General features: G+C 44.7%; 23 protein-coding genes and 1 tRNA gene. 19 read left to right on the forward strand and 5 right to left on the reverse strand.

Translation table 11 applies throughout. From position 1 onward, the window contains the following. Positions 1-6: 6 nt before the first annotated feature. The 4 genes from EGM68_RS07315 (at position 7) to EGM68_RS07330 (ending at position 3,323) form a co-directional block, all read left to right on the forward strand. Positions 7-777 carry an alpha/beta hydrolase gene (locus tag EGM68_RS07315; protein WP_129550303.1) on the forward strand — a complete coding sequence of 257 codons (771 nt, stop codon included), beginning with the start codon at positions 7-9 and terminating at the stop codon, positions 775-777. 230 nt (positions 778-1,007) lie between these two features. Continuing rightward, positions 1,008-2,069 (forward strand): SPFH domain-containing protein, encoded by a 1,062-nt coding sequence (locus tag EGM68_RS07320; RefSeq protein WP_129548923.1) that lies wholly within the window; start codon positions 1,008-1,010, stop codon positions 2,067-2,069. Next, positions 2,066-3,067 carry an NAD(+)/NADH kinase gene (locus tag EGM68_RS07325; protein ID WP_129548924.1) on the forward strand — a complete coding sequence of 334 codons (1,002 nt, stop codon included), beginning with the start codon at positions 2,066-2,068 and terminating at the stop codon, positions 3,065-3,067. Before EGM68_RS07320 ends, EGM68_RS07325 begins: the two co-directional genes overlap by 4 nt. A gap of 76 nt (positions 3,068-3,143) precedes the next feature. Next, a complete protein-coding gene (locus EGM68_RS07330) occupies positions 3,144-3,323 on the forward strand; it encodes a hypothetical protein (protein ID WP_013370039.1) in 180 nt (59 codons plus the stop codon). Positions 3,324-3,399: 76 nt separating this feature from the next. On the opposite strand, the gene EGM68_RS07335 is transcribed toward EGM68_RS07330, so the two are convergent. Then, positions 3,400-4,491: a LuxR C-terminal-related transcriptional regulator gene (locus EGM68_RS07335; protein WP_129548925.1), complete on the reverse strand. Its 1,092-nt coding sequence runs from the start codon at positions 4,489-4,491 to the stop codon at positions 3,400-3,402. Positions 4,492-4,665: 174 nt separating this feature from the next. Here EGM68_RS07335 and EGM68_RS07340 point away from each other — a divergent pair, with 174 nt between their 5' ends. From EGM68_RS07340 to EGM68_RS07390, 12 genes are all read left to right on the forward strand, one after another. Further along, the gene (locus EGM68_RS07340; RefSeq protein ID WP_129548926.1) at positions 4,666-5,481 is read left to right on the forward strand and encodes a class I SAM-dependent methyltransferase; all 816 of its coding nucleotides are present in this window, start codon (positions 4,666-4,668) and stop codon (positions 5,479-5,481) included. Next, positions 5,468-6,553 carry a saccharopine dehydrogenase family protein gene (locus tag EGM68_RS07345; RefSeq protein ID WP_129548927.1) on the forward strand — a complete coding sequence of 362 codons (1,086 nt, stop codon included), beginning with the start codon at positions 5,468-5,470 and terminating at the stop codon, positions 6,551-6,553. The genes EGM68_RS07340 and EGM68_RS07345 overlap by 14 nt, the downstream gene beginning before the upstream one ends. A 140-nt stretch (positions 6,554-6,693) precedes the next feature. Continuing rightward, positions 6,694-7,095: a hypothetical protein gene (locus EGM68_RS07350; protein WP_240664134.1), complete on the forward strand. Its 402-nt coding sequence runs from the start codon at positions 6,694-6,696 to the stop codon at positions 7,093-7,095. Between the two features lie 59 nt (positions 7,096-7,154). Next, a complete protein-coding gene (locus EGM68_RS07355; protein ID WP_063209971.1) occupies positions 7,155-7,712 on the forward strand; it encodes an SMI1/KNR4 family protein in 558 nt (185 codons plus the stop codon). A 55-nt stretch (positions 7,713-7,767) separates the two neighbouring features. Further along, positions 7,768-7,938, forward strand: a complete 171-nt coding sequence (locus tag EGM68_RS25655) for a hypothetical protein (protein ID WP_165081407.1) — start codon at positions 7,768-7,770, stop codon at positions 7,936-7,938. Positions 7,939-7,972: 34 nt separating this feature from the next. Then, a complete protein-coding gene (locus EGM68_RS07360; RefSeq protein ID WP_129548928.1) occupies positions 7,973-8,686 on the forward strand; it encodes an HAD family hydrolase in 714 nt (237 codons plus the stop codon). Then, the gene (locus EGM68_RS07365; RefSeq protein WP_129548929.1) at positions 8,683-9,270 is read left to right on the forward strand and encodes a GNAT family N-acetyltransferase; all 588 of its coding nucleotides are present in this window, start codon (positions 8,683-8,685) and stop codon (positions 9,268-9,270) included. The genes EGM68_RS07360 and EGM68_RS07365 overlap by 4 nt, the downstream gene beginning before the upstream one ends. 194 nt (positions 9,271-9,464) lie before the next feature. Then, positions 9,465-9,947 (forward strand): ribosomal maturation YjgA family protein, encoded by a 483-nt coding sequence (locus tag EGM68_RS07370; protein ID WP_129548930.1) that lies wholly within the window; start codon positions 9,465-9,467, stop codon positions 9,945-9,947. 60 nt (positions 9,948-10,007) lie between these two features. Continuing rightward, on the forward strand, positions 10,008-11,219 hold the full coding sequence (locus EGM68_RS07375; protein WP_129548931.1) for a rhamnogalacturonan acetylesterase: 1,212 nt from the start codon (positions 10,008-10,010) through the stop codon (positions 11,217-11,219). A gap of 113 nt (positions 11,220-11,332) precedes the next feature. After that, positions 11,333-12,277 (forward strand): class I SAM-dependent methyltransferase, encoded by a 945-nt coding sequence (locus EGM68_RS07380; RefSeq protein ID WP_129548932.1) that lies wholly within the window; start codon positions 11,333-11,335, stop codon positions 12,275-12,277. Positions 12,278-12,555: 278 nt separating this feature from the next. Then, positions 12,556-13,113 (forward strand): hypothetical protein, encoded by a 558-nt coding sequence (locus EGM68_RS07385; RefSeq protein WP_129548933.1) that lies wholly within the window; start codon positions 12,556-12,558, stop codon positions 13,111-13,113. A gap of 28 nt (positions 13,114-13,141) precedes the next feature. Then, positions 13,142-13,702 (forward strand): GNAT family N-acetyltransferase, encoded by a 561-nt coding sequence (locus EGM68_RS07390; RefSeq protein ID WP_040101811.1) that lies wholly within the window; start codon positions 13,142-13,144, stop codon positions 13,700-13,702. 2 nt (positions 13,703-13,704) lie between these two features. On the opposite strand, the gene EGM68_RS07395 is transcribed toward EGM68_RS07390, so the two are convergent. Continuing rightward, a complete protein-coding gene (locus EGM68_RS07395; protein ID WP_058712465.1) occupies positions 13,705-14,046 on the reverse strand; it encodes a GIY-YIG nuclease family protein in 342 nt (113 codons plus the stop codon). 33 nt (positions 14,047-14,079) lie between these two features. Next, positions 14,080-14,838, reverse strand: coding sequence for a DUF2087 domain-containing protein (locus EGM68_RS07400; RefSeq protein WP_058829232.1), 759 nt, complete (start codon positions 14,836-14,838; stop codon positions 14,080-14,082). A 205-nt stretch (positions 14,839-15,043) separates the two neighbouring features. Between EGM68_RS07400 and EGM68_RS07405 the strand changes: the two genes are divergently transcribed. Further along, on the forward strand, positions 15,044-15,532 hold the full coding sequence (locus EGM68_RS07405; RefSeq protein WP_058829233.1) for a HEAT repeat domain-containing protein: 489 nt from the start codon (positions 15,044-15,046) through the stop codon (positions 15,530-15,532). A gap of 95 nt (positions 15,533-15,627) precedes the next feature. Beyond that, the gene (locus tag EGM68_RS07410) at positions 15,628-16,428 is read left to right on the forward strand and encodes a barstar family protein (RefSeq protein ID WP_129548934.1); all 801 of its coding nucleotides are present in this window, start codon (positions 15,628-15,630) and stop codon (positions 16,426-16,428) included. Positions 16,429-16,519: 91 nt separating this feature from the next. On the opposite strand, the gene EGM68_RS07415 is transcribed toward EGM68_RS07410, so the two are convergent. Further along, positions 16,520-16,825 carry a hypothetical protein gene (locus EGM68_RS07415; RefSeq protein WP_040101806.1) on the reverse strand — a complete coding sequence of 102 codons (306 nt, stop codon included), beginning with the start codon at positions 16,823-16,825 and terminating at the stop codon, positions 16,520-16,522. A 130-nt stretch (positions 16,826-16,955) separates the two neighbouring features. Here EGM68_RS07415 and EGM68_RS07420 point away from each other — a divergent pair. Beyond that, a tRNA-Pro gene (locus EGM68_RS07420) sits at positions 16,956-17,029 on the forward strand. Between the two features lie 247 nt (positions 17,030-17,276). Here EGM68_RS07420 and EGM68_RS07425 read toward each other — a convergent pair. Beyond that, complete coding sequence (locus EGM68_RS07425) at positions 17,277-18,548, reverse strand: MFS transporter (RefSeq protein ID WP_040101805.1); 1,272 nt, start codon at positions 18,546-18,548, stop codon at positions 17,277-17,279. Positions 18,549-18,558: the final 10 nt, after the last annotated feature.

An 18,558-nucleotide genomic window follows, 5' to 3' on the forward strand; every position in this document is an offset into this window, starting at 1 on the left:
CGAGTGATGCACTCGCAGGCTGAAAACCGTGAGTATCATATTTATATTGCCATCCCTGCCGAGGAACCTCCTGTATCTGGTTATCCTATTATTTATGTGCTGGATGCCAATTCTGTTTTTGGAACCATGGTGGAAGCAGTGCGCGTTCAGGGTAGACGGCCCGACAAAACAGGGGTTGTTCCAGCTATCATTGTAGGAATAGGCTATCCAACAGAGGCTCCATTTCATCCTTCACGATATTACGATCTTACACTGCCGGGGACGGCTGTGGAGCTTCCAATAAAGCCAAACGAAGATGCAGCTATAGAAAGCGGGGGCGCCGAGCATTTCTTATCATTTATTGAAGATGAGCTTAAGCCTATGATTGAGCGTGATTTCCCTATCGACCGCAACCGACAGACGATCTTCGGGCATTCGCTTGGAGGACTGTTCGTATTACATACCCTGTTTACAAGACCAGACTCTTTTCAGGTGTATGTGGCGGGAAGTCCGTCTATACACTGGGGTGGACAAGCTATTAAGGATGAAGAGAAACAGTTTGTAGCTTCTATAGCTCAGAAGCATTGGACTAAAAAGCTGTTGATTGCTGTAGGGGAGTTAGAGGCTGGGCATTTTAGTGGCATGCAGGAAAAAGCCAGGGACTTAGCTGCACGTCTAACGACTAGGGACAATCTAGGACTACACGTAGAGTACCGGGAATTTGCAGACGAAGGTCATATATCCGTGCTGCCGGTCTTGGTTAGCAGAGCGGTTCGTTTTGCTAGTGATTCTATTTAAATATGTAGATAGGTATACATTTTTGAAAGTGTTTTTATTAAAAAAATGCAAGAAATCTGAGGCTGTTTCCCCAACCGAGCACATCGGAGAGGGAGCAGCCTTTATTTTTTTGTAAATGTCATATTGATATTATTGTTCAGTTGTGTTATTTTATTGTTAATAACAAATTGATAATAACAATTAATAATTAACAAGATGATGGATACGATAAAGAAAGCGAGGAAGCGACGATGTTTGGATTTAATTTTATTAAATTTCAACCCAGTGAATATGTCATGAAGGTGAAGAACGGGAAGGTGGTTCGAGAGGGTGTCGGGTTATCCTTTTATTACTACGCCCCGACCACCTCGGTCGTCGTCGTGCCGGTCTCTTCCATTGATGTACCGTTCATGTTTGAAGATATGACGAATGATTTCCAGGCAGTGACAGTGCAGGGACAACTAACTTATCGGATTGTGGATTACTGCAGAACGACGCAGATTTTAAACTACACGTATGATTTGAAGGAACGGCGCTACATTTCGGACGATCCAAGCAAGCTGGCCCAACGGGTGATTAACATTGCCAAGGTGCTTACCAAAAAGTATTTGGAACGTGTCCCACTCAAAGAAGCGGTTCAGTCCAGTGAACGTCTGGCCCAAAGCATGACGAAGGATATTGCTCAGCATACAGAAATGGAGAAACTGGGCATTGAGGTCATGGGGCTGTCCATTTTGGCAATTTTACCCAATAAGGAGACGATGAGAGCACTGGAAGCGCAGGCGAGAGAGGAAATTCTTCGTAGTGCGGATCATGCTTTGTATGAGCGTCGTAACGCATCCATTGAGCAGGAGCGCCGTGTAAAGGAAAATGAGCTGAATACGGAAATTGCAGTGGAGACGAAAAAAAGACAGATCCGCGAAACTCAACTGGATGCCGAGCGTTCCGTAAAGCAAAAGCAAAGTGAGATGAAGGAGGAGCAGCTGCGGTTCGACACGGCCTTGGAAGAGAAAAAACGCGAACTGATTGAGCTGACCGTAACGAATAAAAAGGCGGAAGCCGATGCCAAGGCCTATGAGCTGACAGCGGTGATGAAATCATTGCAGGATGTCGAGCCCAACGTACTTCAAGCTATGGCCAATATGGATATGAGCCCGGATAAGCTGATCGCGATCGCATTCCAGGAGCTCGCAGAAAATGCAGGGAAAATCGGCCAGTTGAATATTACCCCTGATCTGCTACAAGGTCTTATGTCAGATACGGGAACAAACGGATCAGCAGGATCGAGAGGGTCTGGAGGAAGAGCACGATGAACAGCCGAATGACAGAGCAGAAGATTATTTTGGTGAAGCGTAAAACGCGACTGGAGGAACTGATTGTCCGATACAATACGGTGCAGCAAGCTCGCTTCTTTATGGAACGGCTGGGTGCGGATTTCAGTGATTATGTGCTGGAGGATGAAAATTACCGCAGGGCGGTGGCAACGGCAACGTCCGAGTTATCGGCCTTGGGCCGTGTGCAGATTGTGGAACGGGAGCATGTACCGAACTTTATTTTTGGAGAGCAGGATACGGTGGTGGTACTGGGGCAGGATGGGCTGGTAGCCAACACGTTAAAATATTTGACCGAGCAGCCGCTAATCGGCGTGAATCCAGATCCATTGCGCTGGGACGGGGTATTGCTGCCGTTTACTGTATCTGATCTGCGCTGGGTGGTGCCGGATGTGTTCGTGCACAGACGGCCGATTAAAGAGGTTACGTTGGCTAAGGCCCAACTGAATGATGGCCAATCCTTATATGCCGTGAACGATTTGTTCATCGGGCGCAAAACTCATGTTTCTGCGAGATATGAGTTGAGATTGGAGGATCAGGTAGAGCAGCAATCGTCCAGCGGTATTATCGTTTCCACGGGACTGGGGGCGACAGGCTGGCTGACCAGTGTGCTGGCTGGAGCGGCCGGGATTGTCGGCAGTGCTACACGGCATCCGGTCTCGCTCACTCCAGATCACCTGGTGTCAGGTGCTGCTTTTAGTCAGGAGGGGACAGTAGAAGGAATGAGGCAGGATCATCGTGCAACCTGGAGCTCGCCATCGCTTTATTTTACGGTGAGAGAACCGTTTCCCAGTCGGACGACTGCTGCGGAGCTGGTGTTTGGACAGGTGGCTGTTGAAAGACCGCTGCGCATTGCTTCGCAGATGCCGGAGAATGGAGTTATTTTTAGTGATGGAGTGGAAAGCGACTTTCTGGAGTTTAATGCTGGCATTGAGGCGACCATTGGACCGGCGGAGAAAAAAGGGCATCTGGTCGTGTAGAGGTTTGTACAGGACAGCAATGGGTAATTATGAGTAAGGTACAACCATCAGATGAAATTAAAAAGGAGGAATCAACATGAGCGACCACACTCAAGACGAAGCGAAAATCCGCAACAAGAAGAACGAGGACGGAGATTCCTTGATGGAGAAAACGAAGCTGGACAACGGCGTGGATATTGAGCCTGAGGCTGATGAATGGATTGCGAAGCCCTCACCAGTATCATACGATGATACGAAATCCTCTTCGCAGAAATAAGACTCTTGTGCTTCAATAGAGCAGTAATGCAAAGACAGATGATCCTTAACCGGGTCATCTGTCTTTTTTACATATATTAATTGAATCTGGAATATACCTTCCATACTAGTTCACGACGGCTGCTTACCTCTGTTTTCAAGAAAATCGCTTTCAGATGATCCTGCACCGTGTAGGCCGTAATATGAAGTGCACTTGCCAGTTCCTTAGTAGAAAAGCCTTGGACAATGAGCCGTACAAGCTGTCGCTCTCGTTCAGTCCATGAGTAGATTTCAGCCATAAGCGGCAACATGTCAGTTGCTTTAGCAGGCTCAAACCATACGGCCAACTGCTTCTCGCCCATATACTCGCGTCCGCCTTGCAGGAGAGTGGCTCTGATCGTGACCCAAGGGGTTCCAGCATCAGCGGAAGGGATACATAGTCTGGCTGGTGCAGTAGAAGTGGATAACGCTCGCAAGCTTACCGCCCGGACAGGGGCTGGCAGCTCGCCATCGTGGCTTCCCTCTTGCTGCCGAAGCAGCTTTAGCCACTGCTCTGCTAGTATATTGGACGAGAGGGGGTTTAGTTGAGTGGAAAGCGTCAGAACCCCTGGCTCCAGTTCATGTTCCATAATCATTGCGGGGACTGGAGATACACTGACACTAGTTTGACGCAGATGGTAGGCTATGGACGGCGCTAATGCTTCAAGCAGTTGTTGCTCTTCCGTGCTGAATACAGGCTTTCCATGGTGGCGGAACAACGTAAGAAATCCCCAGCAGCTTCCTTTGTACATAAATGGAACACGCAGCTCATCTCCGAATCCGGCGGGTTGCAAAACATTTCTAAAACGTGTGCTGCGATCCGGTTGGCCTTGTGTAGACCCATGAAGCGTCGCGATGGACTGCCCCTCTCGCACTAATTGATCGTATTTCATGATATCGTCGTGCAGATATTCGTATTCTAGTAGTTTGCTGTGAATGCCCTCTACACCCGACTCCGTAAATGCCCCCGTGGAAAGCAGCGTTCGCGGATCTACTGAGGTACAGCATGCCGCATCAAAAGAAATCTGAGTACGCAAGCGGTCGATTAGCGTGTGCTTGTATGTAGGAGATGAGGGTGATTTACTTCCCATTTCCATGATTGGTTGTCGATCCTTCTTAAGCTGTGCAAATGGTGTATTATGTGCGTTCATCCTTTACTCCTATCGTGAAAGCTGGAGATTCTCCAATCGCATCTTCTTAAATCCCACATTTGTGGGATGGTGGTTATTCGTATTGTCTATATAATTGAGAATGATTCTTAATTAAATCTACAATAAACGAATGGCCGTTGAAGATCAAGGCTAAATGTTTGGAGGAGAGCACATATGAAGCAACCCCATATTGGAAATACGGACTCAAATCAACCTATGAGCTGGAATCATCCGAATGTGCATAAATACGCGGATACGATTGCTTTAAAAATACCTGGATATACCCATCTGTATGAGATGACAGATTGTTTGATAACCGCACAGCTTGAAGCGCAGGCTCATAACAAAAATATTGATCCGAATGTGCTGATTGTCGGAGCTGGGGGCGGTCAGGAACTGATTACGCTCGGAGGGCGGCATGAGGCATGGTCCTTTAGGGCAGTTGATCCCTCTGCGCACATGCTGAATTTGGCACGTCAACGTGTGACACAAGCGGGCATCGGTTCAAAAATATCATTTGTTACAGGTACGTTGGAAGAGTTGTCTGGAAAATCACCTAAAGAACAGTACGAAAAGCGCAGCGAAGAGTCATGCAGAGAACCGGTCTATGACGCTGCTACCTGCCTGCTGGTGCTTCATTTTCTTCAGAGCTTGGAAAATAAACAGGCATTGCTGCGCCAGATATCCGGTCGACTCAAGCCGGGTGCGCCTTTTTGCATAGCTTCTATTAATGGGAATCCGCAGGATCCTTCTTTTTCCATCCAAATGCAGGCGTGGAAAGGCCATATGCTGAGTCAGGGCATTTCACTGGAGGATTGGGAACGATTCGCTGCTTCTATCGGTCGTGAGTCAAACCCGGTGTCCAATGCGGCAATTCAGGAACTGTTGATAGATGCAGGCTTTACTCGCATTACCCGGTATTATGGTGCTTTTTTAGTGAATGCATGGTTTGCGGTTAAAGAGGGAGAGACGGCTTATGACAAAGGATAATATCATCATCATTGGCGGGTATGGGCATGTTGGGAAAATTGTATGCACAGAGTTAAGTGAAATGTTCCCTGGCAAGGTATTTGCCGCAGGCCGTAGTCTGGAACGTGCCACTGCATTCAGCCAACAATCGAATGGCAAGATACGACCTTTGCAGCTTAATATTCATGAACCGATGAACCCGTCGATATTAGAGCAAGCTAAAATGATTATTATGTGTCTGGATCAGGACAATACAACCTTGATACGCACCTGTCTTCAGCATGGCGTGCATTACATGGATATTACTGCGAATGCGGCCTTTTTGAGTCAGGTGGAGCAGTGTCATCAGGAGGCCCGAGCTTATCAGGTCACTTCATTGTTAAGTGTAGGATTAGCTCCAGGGCTAACCAATCTATTGGCTCTGCAAGCGACACAGCTCATGGATCAGACGGATGAATTGAACATATCTTTGATGCTGGGCTTGGGTGATCGACACGGTCAGGCCGCGATTGAGTGGACTGTAGATCAGATTCATACCGACTTGGAGGTGATAGAACAGGGACGTCCAGTGACTCGAAGAAGCTTTACCGACGGCATAGTAGCAGACTTTGGTGTAGGAGTGGGTCGTCATCGGGTGTATCGGTTTCCCTTTTCGGATCAGCAGACACTTCCACGTACGCTCAATATTCCTACAGTCAGCACACGCCTGTGCTTCGATTCGCGCTTGACCACCCGTCTTCTGGCAGGGCTCCGGACGATAGGAATATTAGGTCTGCTCCGACAGCCAACTGTTCGTGATGCAGTAGTTCGCAGCTTTGGCAAAGTGCATCTAGGAGGAAATGCTGTAGCGGTCAAGGTAGACGCCCAAGGAACTCGCAATGGCAAGGAGACGAGGGTTGAATGCAGGCTAAGGGGACATCATCAGTCTGATTTGACTGCTAAAGCCGCCGTTTTTGCGGCGCTTGCCCTGTATCGTTCAGAACTTCCATATGGTGTTTTTCACATGGAGCAGGTTTTTTCGTGGAATCGCATGCGGGCTTGGCTGGGACAGCAGGTAGACGTAGATATTCAGGTGAACGGACAGCAAGTATAAAAGTCATATATCTGAAAAAAAGACTCTCATATCATCCAAGCTTATTCGGCAATGCCTTGCGGATAGGTCTTGGATTTCTTTTCTTATTGGATTACACTAGAAGGAAGTACATATTTCTGGGAAAGACCAGAGGGGATGATATGAAAATGTGGAATCCCTATGAACATAGTAGGCAGCATCCGCACGATTTTATAGTAAAATATCGATTTTACACACCGGAAGAAGGAGGCAGGAAACAACTGCCTATTCAGGGTTATCGCTGCGATTTTTCCTATGAGGGCGACGATATTACAACAACGGGAATTTATGCAATACATCCTGAGTTTGAAGATGAAGAGGGTCAATTGATCATGGATACCAGGCACCCGGTTCACCGGGAAGGTCAGGCAAGAATGTGGATTTTGTTTGGAGAAATGAGGGGAAAGGTACACCGACACCGGATACATGTAGGAACCAGGGGATATTTTATGGAAGGCCCACGCCGAGTCGGTGAAGTTGAAGTTACAAGTCTGGTAGGCCTCTTGACCAATCCGCTCGACTAAGCTGCTAGAATTCAATCAGAAGGTGCAATCAGACAGCGAATAGAGGTGTTCAATCGAAGATGGATGTCGCTTATATTATCGATCTATTACGTAAAGACGATGTAACCTTAACCCCAGGCTTATCCACCCGGGAGATTACTGAAGTCGAAGACAGGTATGATATTCACTTTCCGCCCGACTTAAGAGAGCTGCTGATGAACGTTCTTCCAATCGGTAGAAGCTTTATTCCTTGGAGAGATACGTCACCACAGCGGATGGGTGTCATTTGGGAAAGGCTGAATTGGCCGCTCGAAGGTATGATTTTCGATGTGGAACAGAATATGTTCTGGCATTCTGAATGGGGGAATAGACCAACAGATTTGCAGGAAGCCGTGGACATATGTAAACGTGAGTTTTTGCGCGTGCCCAAGCTGATCCCCATCTATGGTCACCGATATATCCCAGAGCAGCCTTGTGAAGAAGGAAATCCGGTATTTTCAGTGTATCAAACGGATATTATCGTGTATGGAGAAAGTTTGCAGGAATATTTCAAGCAGGAATTTGGAGAGAAGACTTACGAACAGATTGATTTTGAGGCCGTAAAAACAGTTCGCTTCTGGAGTGATTTATGTAGTTGAAGCGTCGAATCGCTAGGAAGTTAAATAAGCGGAGGCAAAGGAAGGAAAGCATAAAATGAAGGTGGAACAGGATTTGGAAGAAATCAAGGAAAGGCTAACCCAAATCGAGACAAAACTCGAACAAAAGTCGACTTCTAGCAAAATCCTGAAGTATATGGTCATCATTTTCTTGTCTATTTTTTTCTTGCTTCTTGTGATCGGAGTTCTTCAATTCGTCTCAAGCTGATCGTTATAAATTTACGGACAGAAAGGAGCTCGTTATGTCTATAGAAGCCATTATTTTTGATCTGGATAATACACTGATTCATCGCAAACAGGCATTTGCTGCATATACGGAGCGTTTTATAGAACGATTTATTGTGGCAGAAGAACCAGCCAGCCACGCGGCTGTCGTTGAGCGAATACGTCTGGCGGATCAAGACGGGTATCGAGATAAGAGGGAGCTGTATACCGAGCTGCATGCAGACCTGAAACTGAAAAATCCCGATACGACAGTACAGGAGATGCTGGGCTTTTGGTACGGTGAATTTCATAAGTTTACGGTCCTGATGGACGGAGCCAAGGAAGTGTTGTCCGAACTACGGTCTCGGGGCTTGAAGCTTGGTATGATTACCAACGGCTCACTTCGTACGCAGCAGGCTAAGATTGACCGGGTTATGCTGAGAGATTATGTGGATTCCATTATCGTATCGGGTGGCGTCAACGTCGAGAAGCCTAATCCTCGTATTTTCGAGTTGGCACTGAAAGAGCTGGACATTGCCGAGCCTGGTCATGCCTGTTACGTAGGCGATCATCCGACGAATGATATTCGTGGTGCGCAAAGTGCAGGGCTGCATACCATCTGGCTGGAAGGCTTTATGACGTGGAATGAAATGGACATTGTACCTGATCATCAGATTCAGAGCCTACGTGAAATCACTGGCTGGCTGGATCGTCTTAGCTATCCATCGAATATGGAGGAGGGAGCATCATGAGTAGGGAGCAGCAACCGAATCCCATTCTGTTATCGTTCCCGGAACAATTCCAGACGGAGCGATTGACCATACGCGCTCCACAGTGGGGCGATGGAGTGGCAGTTAATGAAGCGATACGAGAAAGTGTAAATGAGCTGCGACCTTGGCTTCCTTTTGCGAGAAATCTCCCTACGGAGGAGGAATCTGAAATCCGTTCACGCCAAGCCAGACTTAAATTTCTGGATCGGTCTGACATGGTGCTGTATATATTTGATACGGCTTCGGGACAATTTGTAGCCAGTAGCGGTCTGCACCGAATGAATTGGGATGCACGAAGATTCGAAATTGGATATTGGCTCAGAACCTCATGGATCGGAAAGGGGATTGTAACAGAGGCCGTACACGGTATTACGGATTTTGCCATACAGCATTTACATGCTAATCGGTTGGAGATTCTTTGTGATTCCAGAAATACGCGCAGCGCCAAGGTAGCGGAACGGGCAGGTTTTACATTAGAGGGGATTTTAAGGAATGTCGAGTGTAATGAAGAGGGGAATATGGTACACCATATGGTTTTTGCGAAAGTACGTGGTATTGAATTTTAGCAAGCGATTGTACGATATTGCGGGAGCTTATATGATTCATAATATGACGAAAAATACAGACAAGTTGGTGTGCATACAATGTGACATCAGCTTAAGGTTCAGCAATCTTGCAAGCGCTATCCCAAGAGGATGCTTTACGAAGTTTTATTAGAAGCTTGGCAGGTATTTTCCGGTGTTAGGAAAGGTAATTTAGTATGAGAAAATTTAGTAAGAGCAGCAGTAGGGGAATTAATCAGGAAATAAAGGAAAAGTTCCACTGGAAGGCTCGCGCTGCGTATCTGGTTGCCGTGCTGGTCATGATCTTGTTGGGCTTGGGAAGCAGGGCTTTCTCCACCCAGTTACCTGCATTCGTTGCCAATCACTTTGGGGATGCCTTGTGGGCGTGCATGATTTATTTTGGGCTGAGAATGTTGTGGGTGAACCGTCAGTTGTCTATAGCCCTTTGGGGCAGTGTGCTGTTTTGCTTCGCTATTGAATTCAGTCAGATGTACCAGGCTCCTTGGATTAACCACATTCGGACGACCACCCTGGGCGGCCTAGTGCTTGGCAAAGGGTTTCTGACCGTGGATCTGATCAGGTACACGGTTGGTATTGTGGTATCCTGGGTACTGGACCAAGGCTGCCAAAGGCTGGTGGGGATCAATAGACGTATGGACGATGACAAACCACTCAAATAATCTGAGAAGCGAGGGTTGCGCTTGAAACAAAAGGGAAAGCATCACAGGTCGTTCGGTAAGATGATTAGGTTATGCGTAGGGTTCAGCTTGTTGTTTGCAACCATACTTATTCCAGGGCAGGCATTAGCGGAAAAGCAGCTTGCGGCGCCTCTTCGTTTTGATTTTGGTCCTGGGGATGTGGCTGACGGCTACACTCAGGTCACTGCTAAGGATGCTTACACGCCTGAGCGTGGCTATGGATTTACCGATCTTTCCAAGGTAAATGAAGAGAATCGTGGTGGAAGTGATGCTATCCGCTCAGATTTTGTTCGTGTTCAAGGCTCATCATTTGTCGTCAATTTACCACCTGCGGATTACACGCTTTCTCTGATTGCCGGAGATATTGCCGGAAACACGGACATTATGGTTAAAGCCGAATCCATTGTTAAAGTAGAGCCTACTGCCAAAACAGCAGGACAATTTGTCGAGGCTGGGTTTGAGCTTGCACTCATCGACGGTCAGCTCGAATTGTATTTCTCAGGAAATGAAGCGAAGATCAACGCTTTGGTTATCACTCCCAAGGAGGCTCGAACAGCTGGAGAGCATCCTTCCGTATACCTTGCAGGAGATTCTACGGTTCAAACTTACAAAGCCTCGATGAAGCCTCAGGCAGGCTGGGGGCAAATGATTGCGCCGTTCTTTACAGATGAGACTATTTTTGTGAACCGTTCTATTGGTGGACGTAGCACGAAGACTTTTTTGGTTCAAGGGCGGTTAGATGACATTTTACGGAATATCCGTCCAGGAGATTATCTGTTCATACAGTTTGGGCATAATGATGCCGCGATCAATAATCAGGAGCGTTATGTTTCACCTGCCGACTATAAAGTATACTTGAAAACGTACATCCAAGGAGCCACTCAACGCGGTGCGGTACCTGTGCTAATTACTCCTGTAGGCCGCCGCGATTATGATGCAGCAAGTGCTTCGTTTCGGATTAGTTTCCCGGAATATGTGCAGGCCATGAAGGAAACAGCATCAGAGACGGGGGTTGCACTGGTCGATCTTAGTCAATTGAGTGTAGCCTACTATGATACATTAGGCCTGGAAGGAACACTTCCACTATTTTTACATTTGGAGCCAGGTGTGTATTCTGCATTTCCTGATGGCGTGAAGGATGATACACATTTTCAGGAGTATGGTGCGGAGCAAATAGCCCGCTTGGTAGCCCAAGGGGTTCGTGATTTGAATATTCCTCTATCCTCTTATGTAAAGGCAGAAAAGTTGCAATAGCACTGAGTTTCCATAACCATGTATACTCAGAAAATAAGCTGGCCCTACCCAAACCCAGCATGATTTAGGCTTGGGTGGGGCTTTAATGTTCTGGACTTTAAGGAGGAAGTAGTATGACAGTCGCTCAACTTCATAATCTTATTAACGGTCAACTCCTGCATAATCAGCATCGGAGTTTATTTTATATGCGCGAGGGTTCTGTTCTGTTAGGACCTTCAACGGAAATGACGTACTGGCTGACGCAGCGAAGCTCGGAACTGATCCTCATGCTTCAAAGCTTGAAGCGCCAGCATACGTATCATGTTTTTGTGAAGGATGTAGCGGCCAAAATACTGTCCCAGTTTGTAAATACCAATCAGTATCTACATTTTCACACAAATCATGCGAGGGAGCTTACGGAGCTGTATGATCGATTCTTCACCCGGATTGAAAAGCTGTTCCAAAAGAAATCTATAGCAGGGGCAACTCTGGACTTACTGCTCCAGCAGCATTATGGGCATTTGAGAGATTTTTTAACTCGTACCAATGGACGTGAAGTGTTCGCTAAGTATGCAGAGAATGAATATACTTTTTGGGTACCTTGTGAGGAATATACACCGGAGTTGCAAGCGAATCTGCTAGGATTGGACATTGCTCGTTTGCAAGAGCCTGTTCTAGATGTTGGTTGCGGATCAGAGGCACGGTTGGTTACTTATTTACGTGCCTACGGAATTGAGGCATACGGAACAGATCGGCTGGCTGAAACAGACGGTTGTATCACCCGAGGAGATTGGTTAGCGACTACTTATGAAGAAAGTACATGGGGAACGATCGTTTCACATATGGCATTCTCCAATCATTTTATGCATCATCATCTGAAGGCAGATGGTAATATCCATGAGTACGCTCGTAAATATATGGAATTGCTTAAAGCCATTCGGCCAGGAGGGAGCTTTATCTACAGCCCGTGCCTCCCGTTTATGGAAGAGCTTTTGGATGCCCAAATGGGTTATCAAGTAGAGTATATCCAGTCATATGAAGGTTATAGAGCTACGAAGATAACGCGTATACATTCATAAGTGCTAGTATCAGCCATTTGTCAGATTCACTCTTTGAATGGTAGTATAAGGATAGATATTACTCTATTTGGGATTCTGTTAATGATCAGGATTCTCATGTCGTTGATTTGATAGCATAGTTGCCCTGAGTAATAAATTATTGTATAGATAACGGAATTTTTCAGGGAAGATTAAACCATATTTTCCTAAAAGCCGATATATGGAAATGAGGCGAAAACACACTGTTATTATGCCCGCCGCAAAATGGATGTAATAATTGGGTTAGGAGAGTAGAAGAAGTGTCCGATCTGTATACAAAAAAAGAAGTAGAAGATTATGTAACGAACGTGGCTTTCGAACGACCTTTAGGTGTAAGCATTTCAGCTATTTTACTGATTTTTAATGGAGCACTCCTGTTGGTGACACAGCTATTGACGCTTAATGCATTAAATGAGGCTTCTACGTTGTTAGGCATGTGCAGGGGCATGTTTCAAGGATTTATCGCGTTGCTCGGTCTGGCAGGAACGGCTGCCGGTATTGGTATGTTATTCGGTAAGAAGTGGGCTTGGTGGCTGGCATTATTTTATTTTACATATGAGACCATGCGTTATGCGTGTGCAATTCTGTTTATTCCCGATATCTCTCCAGCGTTAGGTGGTGTGCAGCTAAGTCCTGCTTTTTACTACATTAAATATGGTATGCGTATTATTTGGAATTTATTTTTTTCGTTGTTTATGTGTCGTAGTACCGTGACTGGCTTTTTTCAAACAAGTGAAATCAACAAGTGGAGAGCATGCACCGCATTATTCTTCATCAATGGAGTAATGGTGGGGATCGGCTGGTGGTTGACAAGATAGGTTCTTCGATGTGAAGGAGAGATGAATAATGACAATGGAAACGTTTCCGACTTTGGTGACCGATCGGCTTTATTTAAGGCAGCTTACATTAGCAGACGCGGAGGACATATTCAACTATTTTTCCAGAGATGAGGTCACAAAATATTATGATTTGGAAAGCTTTACGAAGGTAGAGCAAGCTGAGAAATTTATTCGTTCCATGCTAACCAGATATGAGAAGCAAGAGGGCTTTCGCTGGGGGATTACGCTAAAAGAAGCTCCTGAGCGGATCGTGGGCACAATTGGATTTCATAACTGGCAGAAGGAACACTCCCGTATCGAAATCGGCTATGAGCTGGCACCGGAATACTGGCGGCAAGGCCTGATGACAGAAGCGATGAAGGTGGTGGTGGATTACGGCTTTCAATTGCCGCAGGTTCACCGTATAGAAGCCTTCATTGATCCAGATAACGAAGGCTCCAGACGGCTGCTGCTCAAAAGTGGCTTTACTAAAGAGGGGCACTTGAGAGATTACTTTTATGAAAAAGGTCAGTTTGTTGACGCTGTTGTTTTTGGCTATCTTCGCAAGGAGTTTTCTGCGGAGCAGTAAGTTTACAAATATCCTTTGTCCCCGTAAGGCTGGAGTCGATCAAGCCAGGTCTGCTCCAGCTTTGCCAGCGCATCTTTGACATCAAAGAACTCCGAATCCTTTTTTTTCAAAACATCCAGCACCTCAAATTCAAACGAATCTTCGCCATACTCATTCCATTCTTGTTGTAGCGGTTTATTCTTAAACATACCCATTTGCAACTCAAAACGGCGTCCATTCAGCGATTTTAAATTCGGCGTGGAAGCAATGAAAATTTTTCCATTATGTGTATTGCGAATGCAATAGATTCCTGCCTCTGTCTTCATCTCCATGTATTGCTGCACTAGTTCTTTTCTTCGATCCATTGTCGAATCCTCCTATTTTATAAGCGCCTAGCTTCAAGATTCCTTCAACCAATATTCACTGCCATCCGGTTTGCGATCCAATAGACCGTATTCAATCATATATCTTCGCACCGTGACATAATCGTCATATACTTCCTGTAAAATCGCATTGATATCTTTCTCATGATATATTTGTCCCTTCACAAAACGACCCGTAATTTCACGCAGCACAATCAGCTTGTGTTTTTCTTGCATTTTAAAGGTCTTTAGGCGCCCGTCTGTCCCATTCGGAAAATACTTCGTGAGTACCTTTTGCCTTTCGTCTTCTGTAATGTTGTAACGTTCGTCTACCATCCGTGCTTGTACGGGTACTTCTACCATGGCGGGAGCGTGGCGATCTTTCTCCTTTAACAGTTCCATTAATGTGAGAAATACCTTGGCCTGCCGTTCTTTTTCCTTGAGACCAAAGCGATGATTGCGTATGGTGGATGCACTGCCGATTCCGGTTTCCTTTTGAATATCCGCATCGCCCATCCCTTGATAAAATAACTGAAGCAACCGATTTTGATGATCCGTCAGTCCAGTCAGCTTTTTATCCAGACCGATCAAATAGTCAAAGACGGAACCGTACATCCGCTCAATATGAAGACGCATATACCGCTCCGCGTCATAAAATACCCCTTGATCCTGATATATGATGCCTTGCTCGTATCGTTGTCCGTCCAAGAGGCAAACTACCTGCTCTCCTTGGCGAATATATCCACGCTTCAGTTCTTCAATATCAGCATTCCAGAATAGTTCGGAATGATCCATTTAGCAAACACCTCAATCAAATGATGATTATTTTATAGACAATATAACATTTTGTTTATTTTAAATCAATGAGTGGATATTTTTTAGATCTCGACAATGTTCGCTATATACAAAAGAGAAATAGGCTTGTTATTATATGTAAACTATTGAATTGTATTAAGACTGGATAGTTTCTATATATTGTAATAAGATGGGTTGGTAAACAATGGATAAATTCCGATTAGAAGAAGTCATAGAGAGTGGAGATTTAAAGGAAGCGATAAGGATTATAGAGGATGTGGGTGAAAAGCTGGATCATACATTCACTCCAATATTATTGAGTTATTTGGCAACAACGGATAGTGCATTGCTCAGAAATGTAATCGCCATTACGTTAGCTGATCTAGGAGACAGTGAAGCGGTGCTGCCACTTATTGACTTGTTAAGAAGTCCTAAGACGAAAGGGAATAGAGGAACACTGTTATATGCTCTAGAATTTTTTGACGTATCTACTCATGTTGTGGTGCTGGTAGATTTACTGGATGATACCTTTGAAGCGAGTAGACAATCCTATCAACTGATAAGTACAGTGCAAGATAAAATCTCTGAGGCTCAAAAGGGGCTATGTAGACAAATGATAAGAAGAAAGCTGGGCGATCATAAAAATAAATATAAGCGTGACTTTTTGCTAGAATCTTTAGAGCTTTTTACATGAGGCCTTTAAACCTTATTGGCTTCAAATTAATTGATTATTGCTCTATCCTGAAATGCTATATTCCTTAAAATTATTGTTGGGAGGTATGATATAAATTGAGACAGAGATTTGCTGTTATGGACGATGAAAGTGGGCTCACAGTTGGTTATTGTCGAGATGTGGTTGGGTTAACGGGTGATATTATGGTTGGAACGAATGAAAAGGTCATTTTTGAGCAATTTGAATTTAACGAAGAATTCATAGAAAACATAGCAAAGACAAAACAATCTGTATCCAACTTGTACATTGCTATTTTAGATGATGAAGAAAAAGGGATTGGAAGCTATCATTATCACCTACCTGAATCCTATATAATCCATAAACTAAATTACAATAAAGGAAACTTCAATCTGGAGTTAACAGGCATACTTGAAACGAAGCCCTCCTCTGTGGAATTAAGATTATGGGAGTTATTAAAGTGCGCTCAGTCGCTTGAAAATAATATATGGCAAGGCTTTTCTAACGAAGAACGGTCTGGATGGCTAAACGTGACTAGAATACATTCTGCATCTAATCATTTTGCCAGACCGGATAAACGAGGAGAAGTCTACACCTTAGACGGGGAATACATGTTTGATTTTACAACATTTTTTATAGCACTTGGTGAAGCAATTAATGGGCCTGGAGGGTACTATGGATTTAGCTTGGACAGTATATCGGACTGTCTCTGTGGAGGTTTTGGGGCAGTAGGACCGTTCACGATCCATTGGAAAAACGCACATTATTTCTTGGAAAGATTCGAGGAAGAATGGGATCAAGAAGAAAGAAGTTATGGATTTTCACCACAGCAATATTTTATGGATCTTTTAACGATCTTAGTATCAGGCGGTGTCACCGTGAATTTTTCTTCGAATTAAGATAGCAAAGCAAAAAGGGAATTTTGAAATTGAATATAAATTAATGCATCCATCTTATACAGGGAGGAATATATTTAAAGTTTGCGTATGACTATTTTAGCGAACGTAACAGTTGCTGACTAATAAATATGAGCGGATTTCGAATTAATATGGTGAATTCCACCACAACAGCACCAGCAGGAGAACTAAAACCCCAATCAGCTCCCAATAATATGTTTTGCTTCTGCTTAGATGTAGGTGGCTGAGGTTCTTCCAAGCCATATTGCTCTGCTAGTCTCTCTTTCGTTTTTTGATCTATGACAAGGTCATTCTGTGCAAAGGTGAAGCACATAGGAATGCTTAGCTGTACTAAAAAAAGTAATACTACTGCTCCGATAATTATTTTTTTGCTCTGCATGGATAGCTCCTGTGATCTCCAATTTTGGCCTATACTTTTTGCGTCACTCAGACTAAATAATTCCTTTACAGGTTTTTGTGACCAGATTATAATGGTAAATAACAGCAACGATTGACATACACTGGTTTATCGGGGTATAGCGCAGCTAGGTAGCGCGCGCCCTTGGGGTGGGCGAGGTCGTGGGTTCGAATCCCGCTACTCCGATTATAATCCAAATGTCCTGCTGGTGCAGATAATGCGCCTGCCGGGCATTTTTTTGTATATTACATATATCCTATCGCTCTTTGTCGCTACTGGGTTTTGACGAGCTAGCCGTATGTAACGAATGTATGTACTTGTGAGGGCATTGAGGGGAGATAGGATGAAGCCACTTCTGCACGGGATTGGGAGGCAGAAGTGGCAAATCAACAATCGCTGGCGGAACGGTCGGATGTACGCTTTTTCTATTTGTCTATAAAGATTCCTGAAGGGCCTTAGAAGAAGTGCTGTAATCAGCATAACGGGGAAGCACAATAGTGTAGTATATGCCTACCATAACGGTACAGACCCCAACTAATAAAAACAAGAGCTCAATTGAAATAAATGAAGGAAAGCTTACAGCAATGAAACCTAATGTAAGAGACTGAGACAGCATCATTAACGGATTAATCAAACCTTGCACACGCCCCATCATTTGAGGATCTACAATACGAGGCAGCCATCCTCCTATACCAATGTTAATGAACGGAAGGATCAGTGCAATGACAAAATTGATAATCATAAAAGCATAGAGGTGGTTAACAAAACCAAGTATGCACATGCCTATTCCAGCTACCAGAACTCCGGCTGCAATCATTTGGTGTAGCTTTAGCTTGGCGGAGATGAGCGAAGCGATTAGTGTACCAAGCAACACACCAGCTCCAAAAATAATACCTGTCCAAACCATATACTGCTCATAGTTGCCTGGAGCTAGCTTATATTTAAGGATAAACATCGGTAAAACGCTAAAACCACCATTTAAAATACCGAACATAAAAAAGCCTGAAACCAACCAAAGCAATAGTCTGTTGCGTAATATGTAAAGAAACCCTTGTTTAAAATCGATCATGACAAGTTTGAATTTTAATTGTTTAAATTGATGTGCACCGTTCGGAAGGCGTACTTCCTTGGGAATTTTGCAAGAACGAATGAGCAGTGCAGACACAATAAAAGAAATAGCATCAATGAGGATGGCTCCAGTAATTCCAAAGTGCCAGTAAACGACGGCCCCCAGAGTTCCTCCAAATAACATGAAAAGACTCCCCATCATTTGATTGAGGCCTGCGGCAATGGTGTAATCATCTTCGCTTAATATCCCCTGTATAATGGCACTTTCGGCTGGAAAGAAAAACTTGGAGGCAGCACTACGGATGAAGAGGAGGGCAAATACCAAAGGAATCGAATCGATCCAAATAAAAACAAGCAAGCATAAGGATAAAAAGGCGCTAATCCAGTCACAATTAACAGCAATTTTTTGTCTGTCCATCCGATCTGCCAGCACTCCAACCACGAGAAATACTACCAGCATCGGGAGCGAATACATTAACTCGGCAAGTGTTGCATAGTAAGGCTGATTTGTAAACCGTTTCAACAAATAAAACATGAATGCAGTAACTCCGATAATTCCTCCCATTTGTGAGGCGAAGGTTGCCAGAAAAAATCTGACATAATTCTTGTTTCTGAGTATTTGTTTTAGTCCAGTCACAGTTCCATCC

The organism is Paenibacillus sp. M-152 (assembly GCF_003856555.1).
Taxonomy (GTDB): Bacteria; Bacillota; Bacilli; order Paenibacillales; family Paenibacillaceae; genus Paenibacillus; species Paenibacillus polymyxa_C.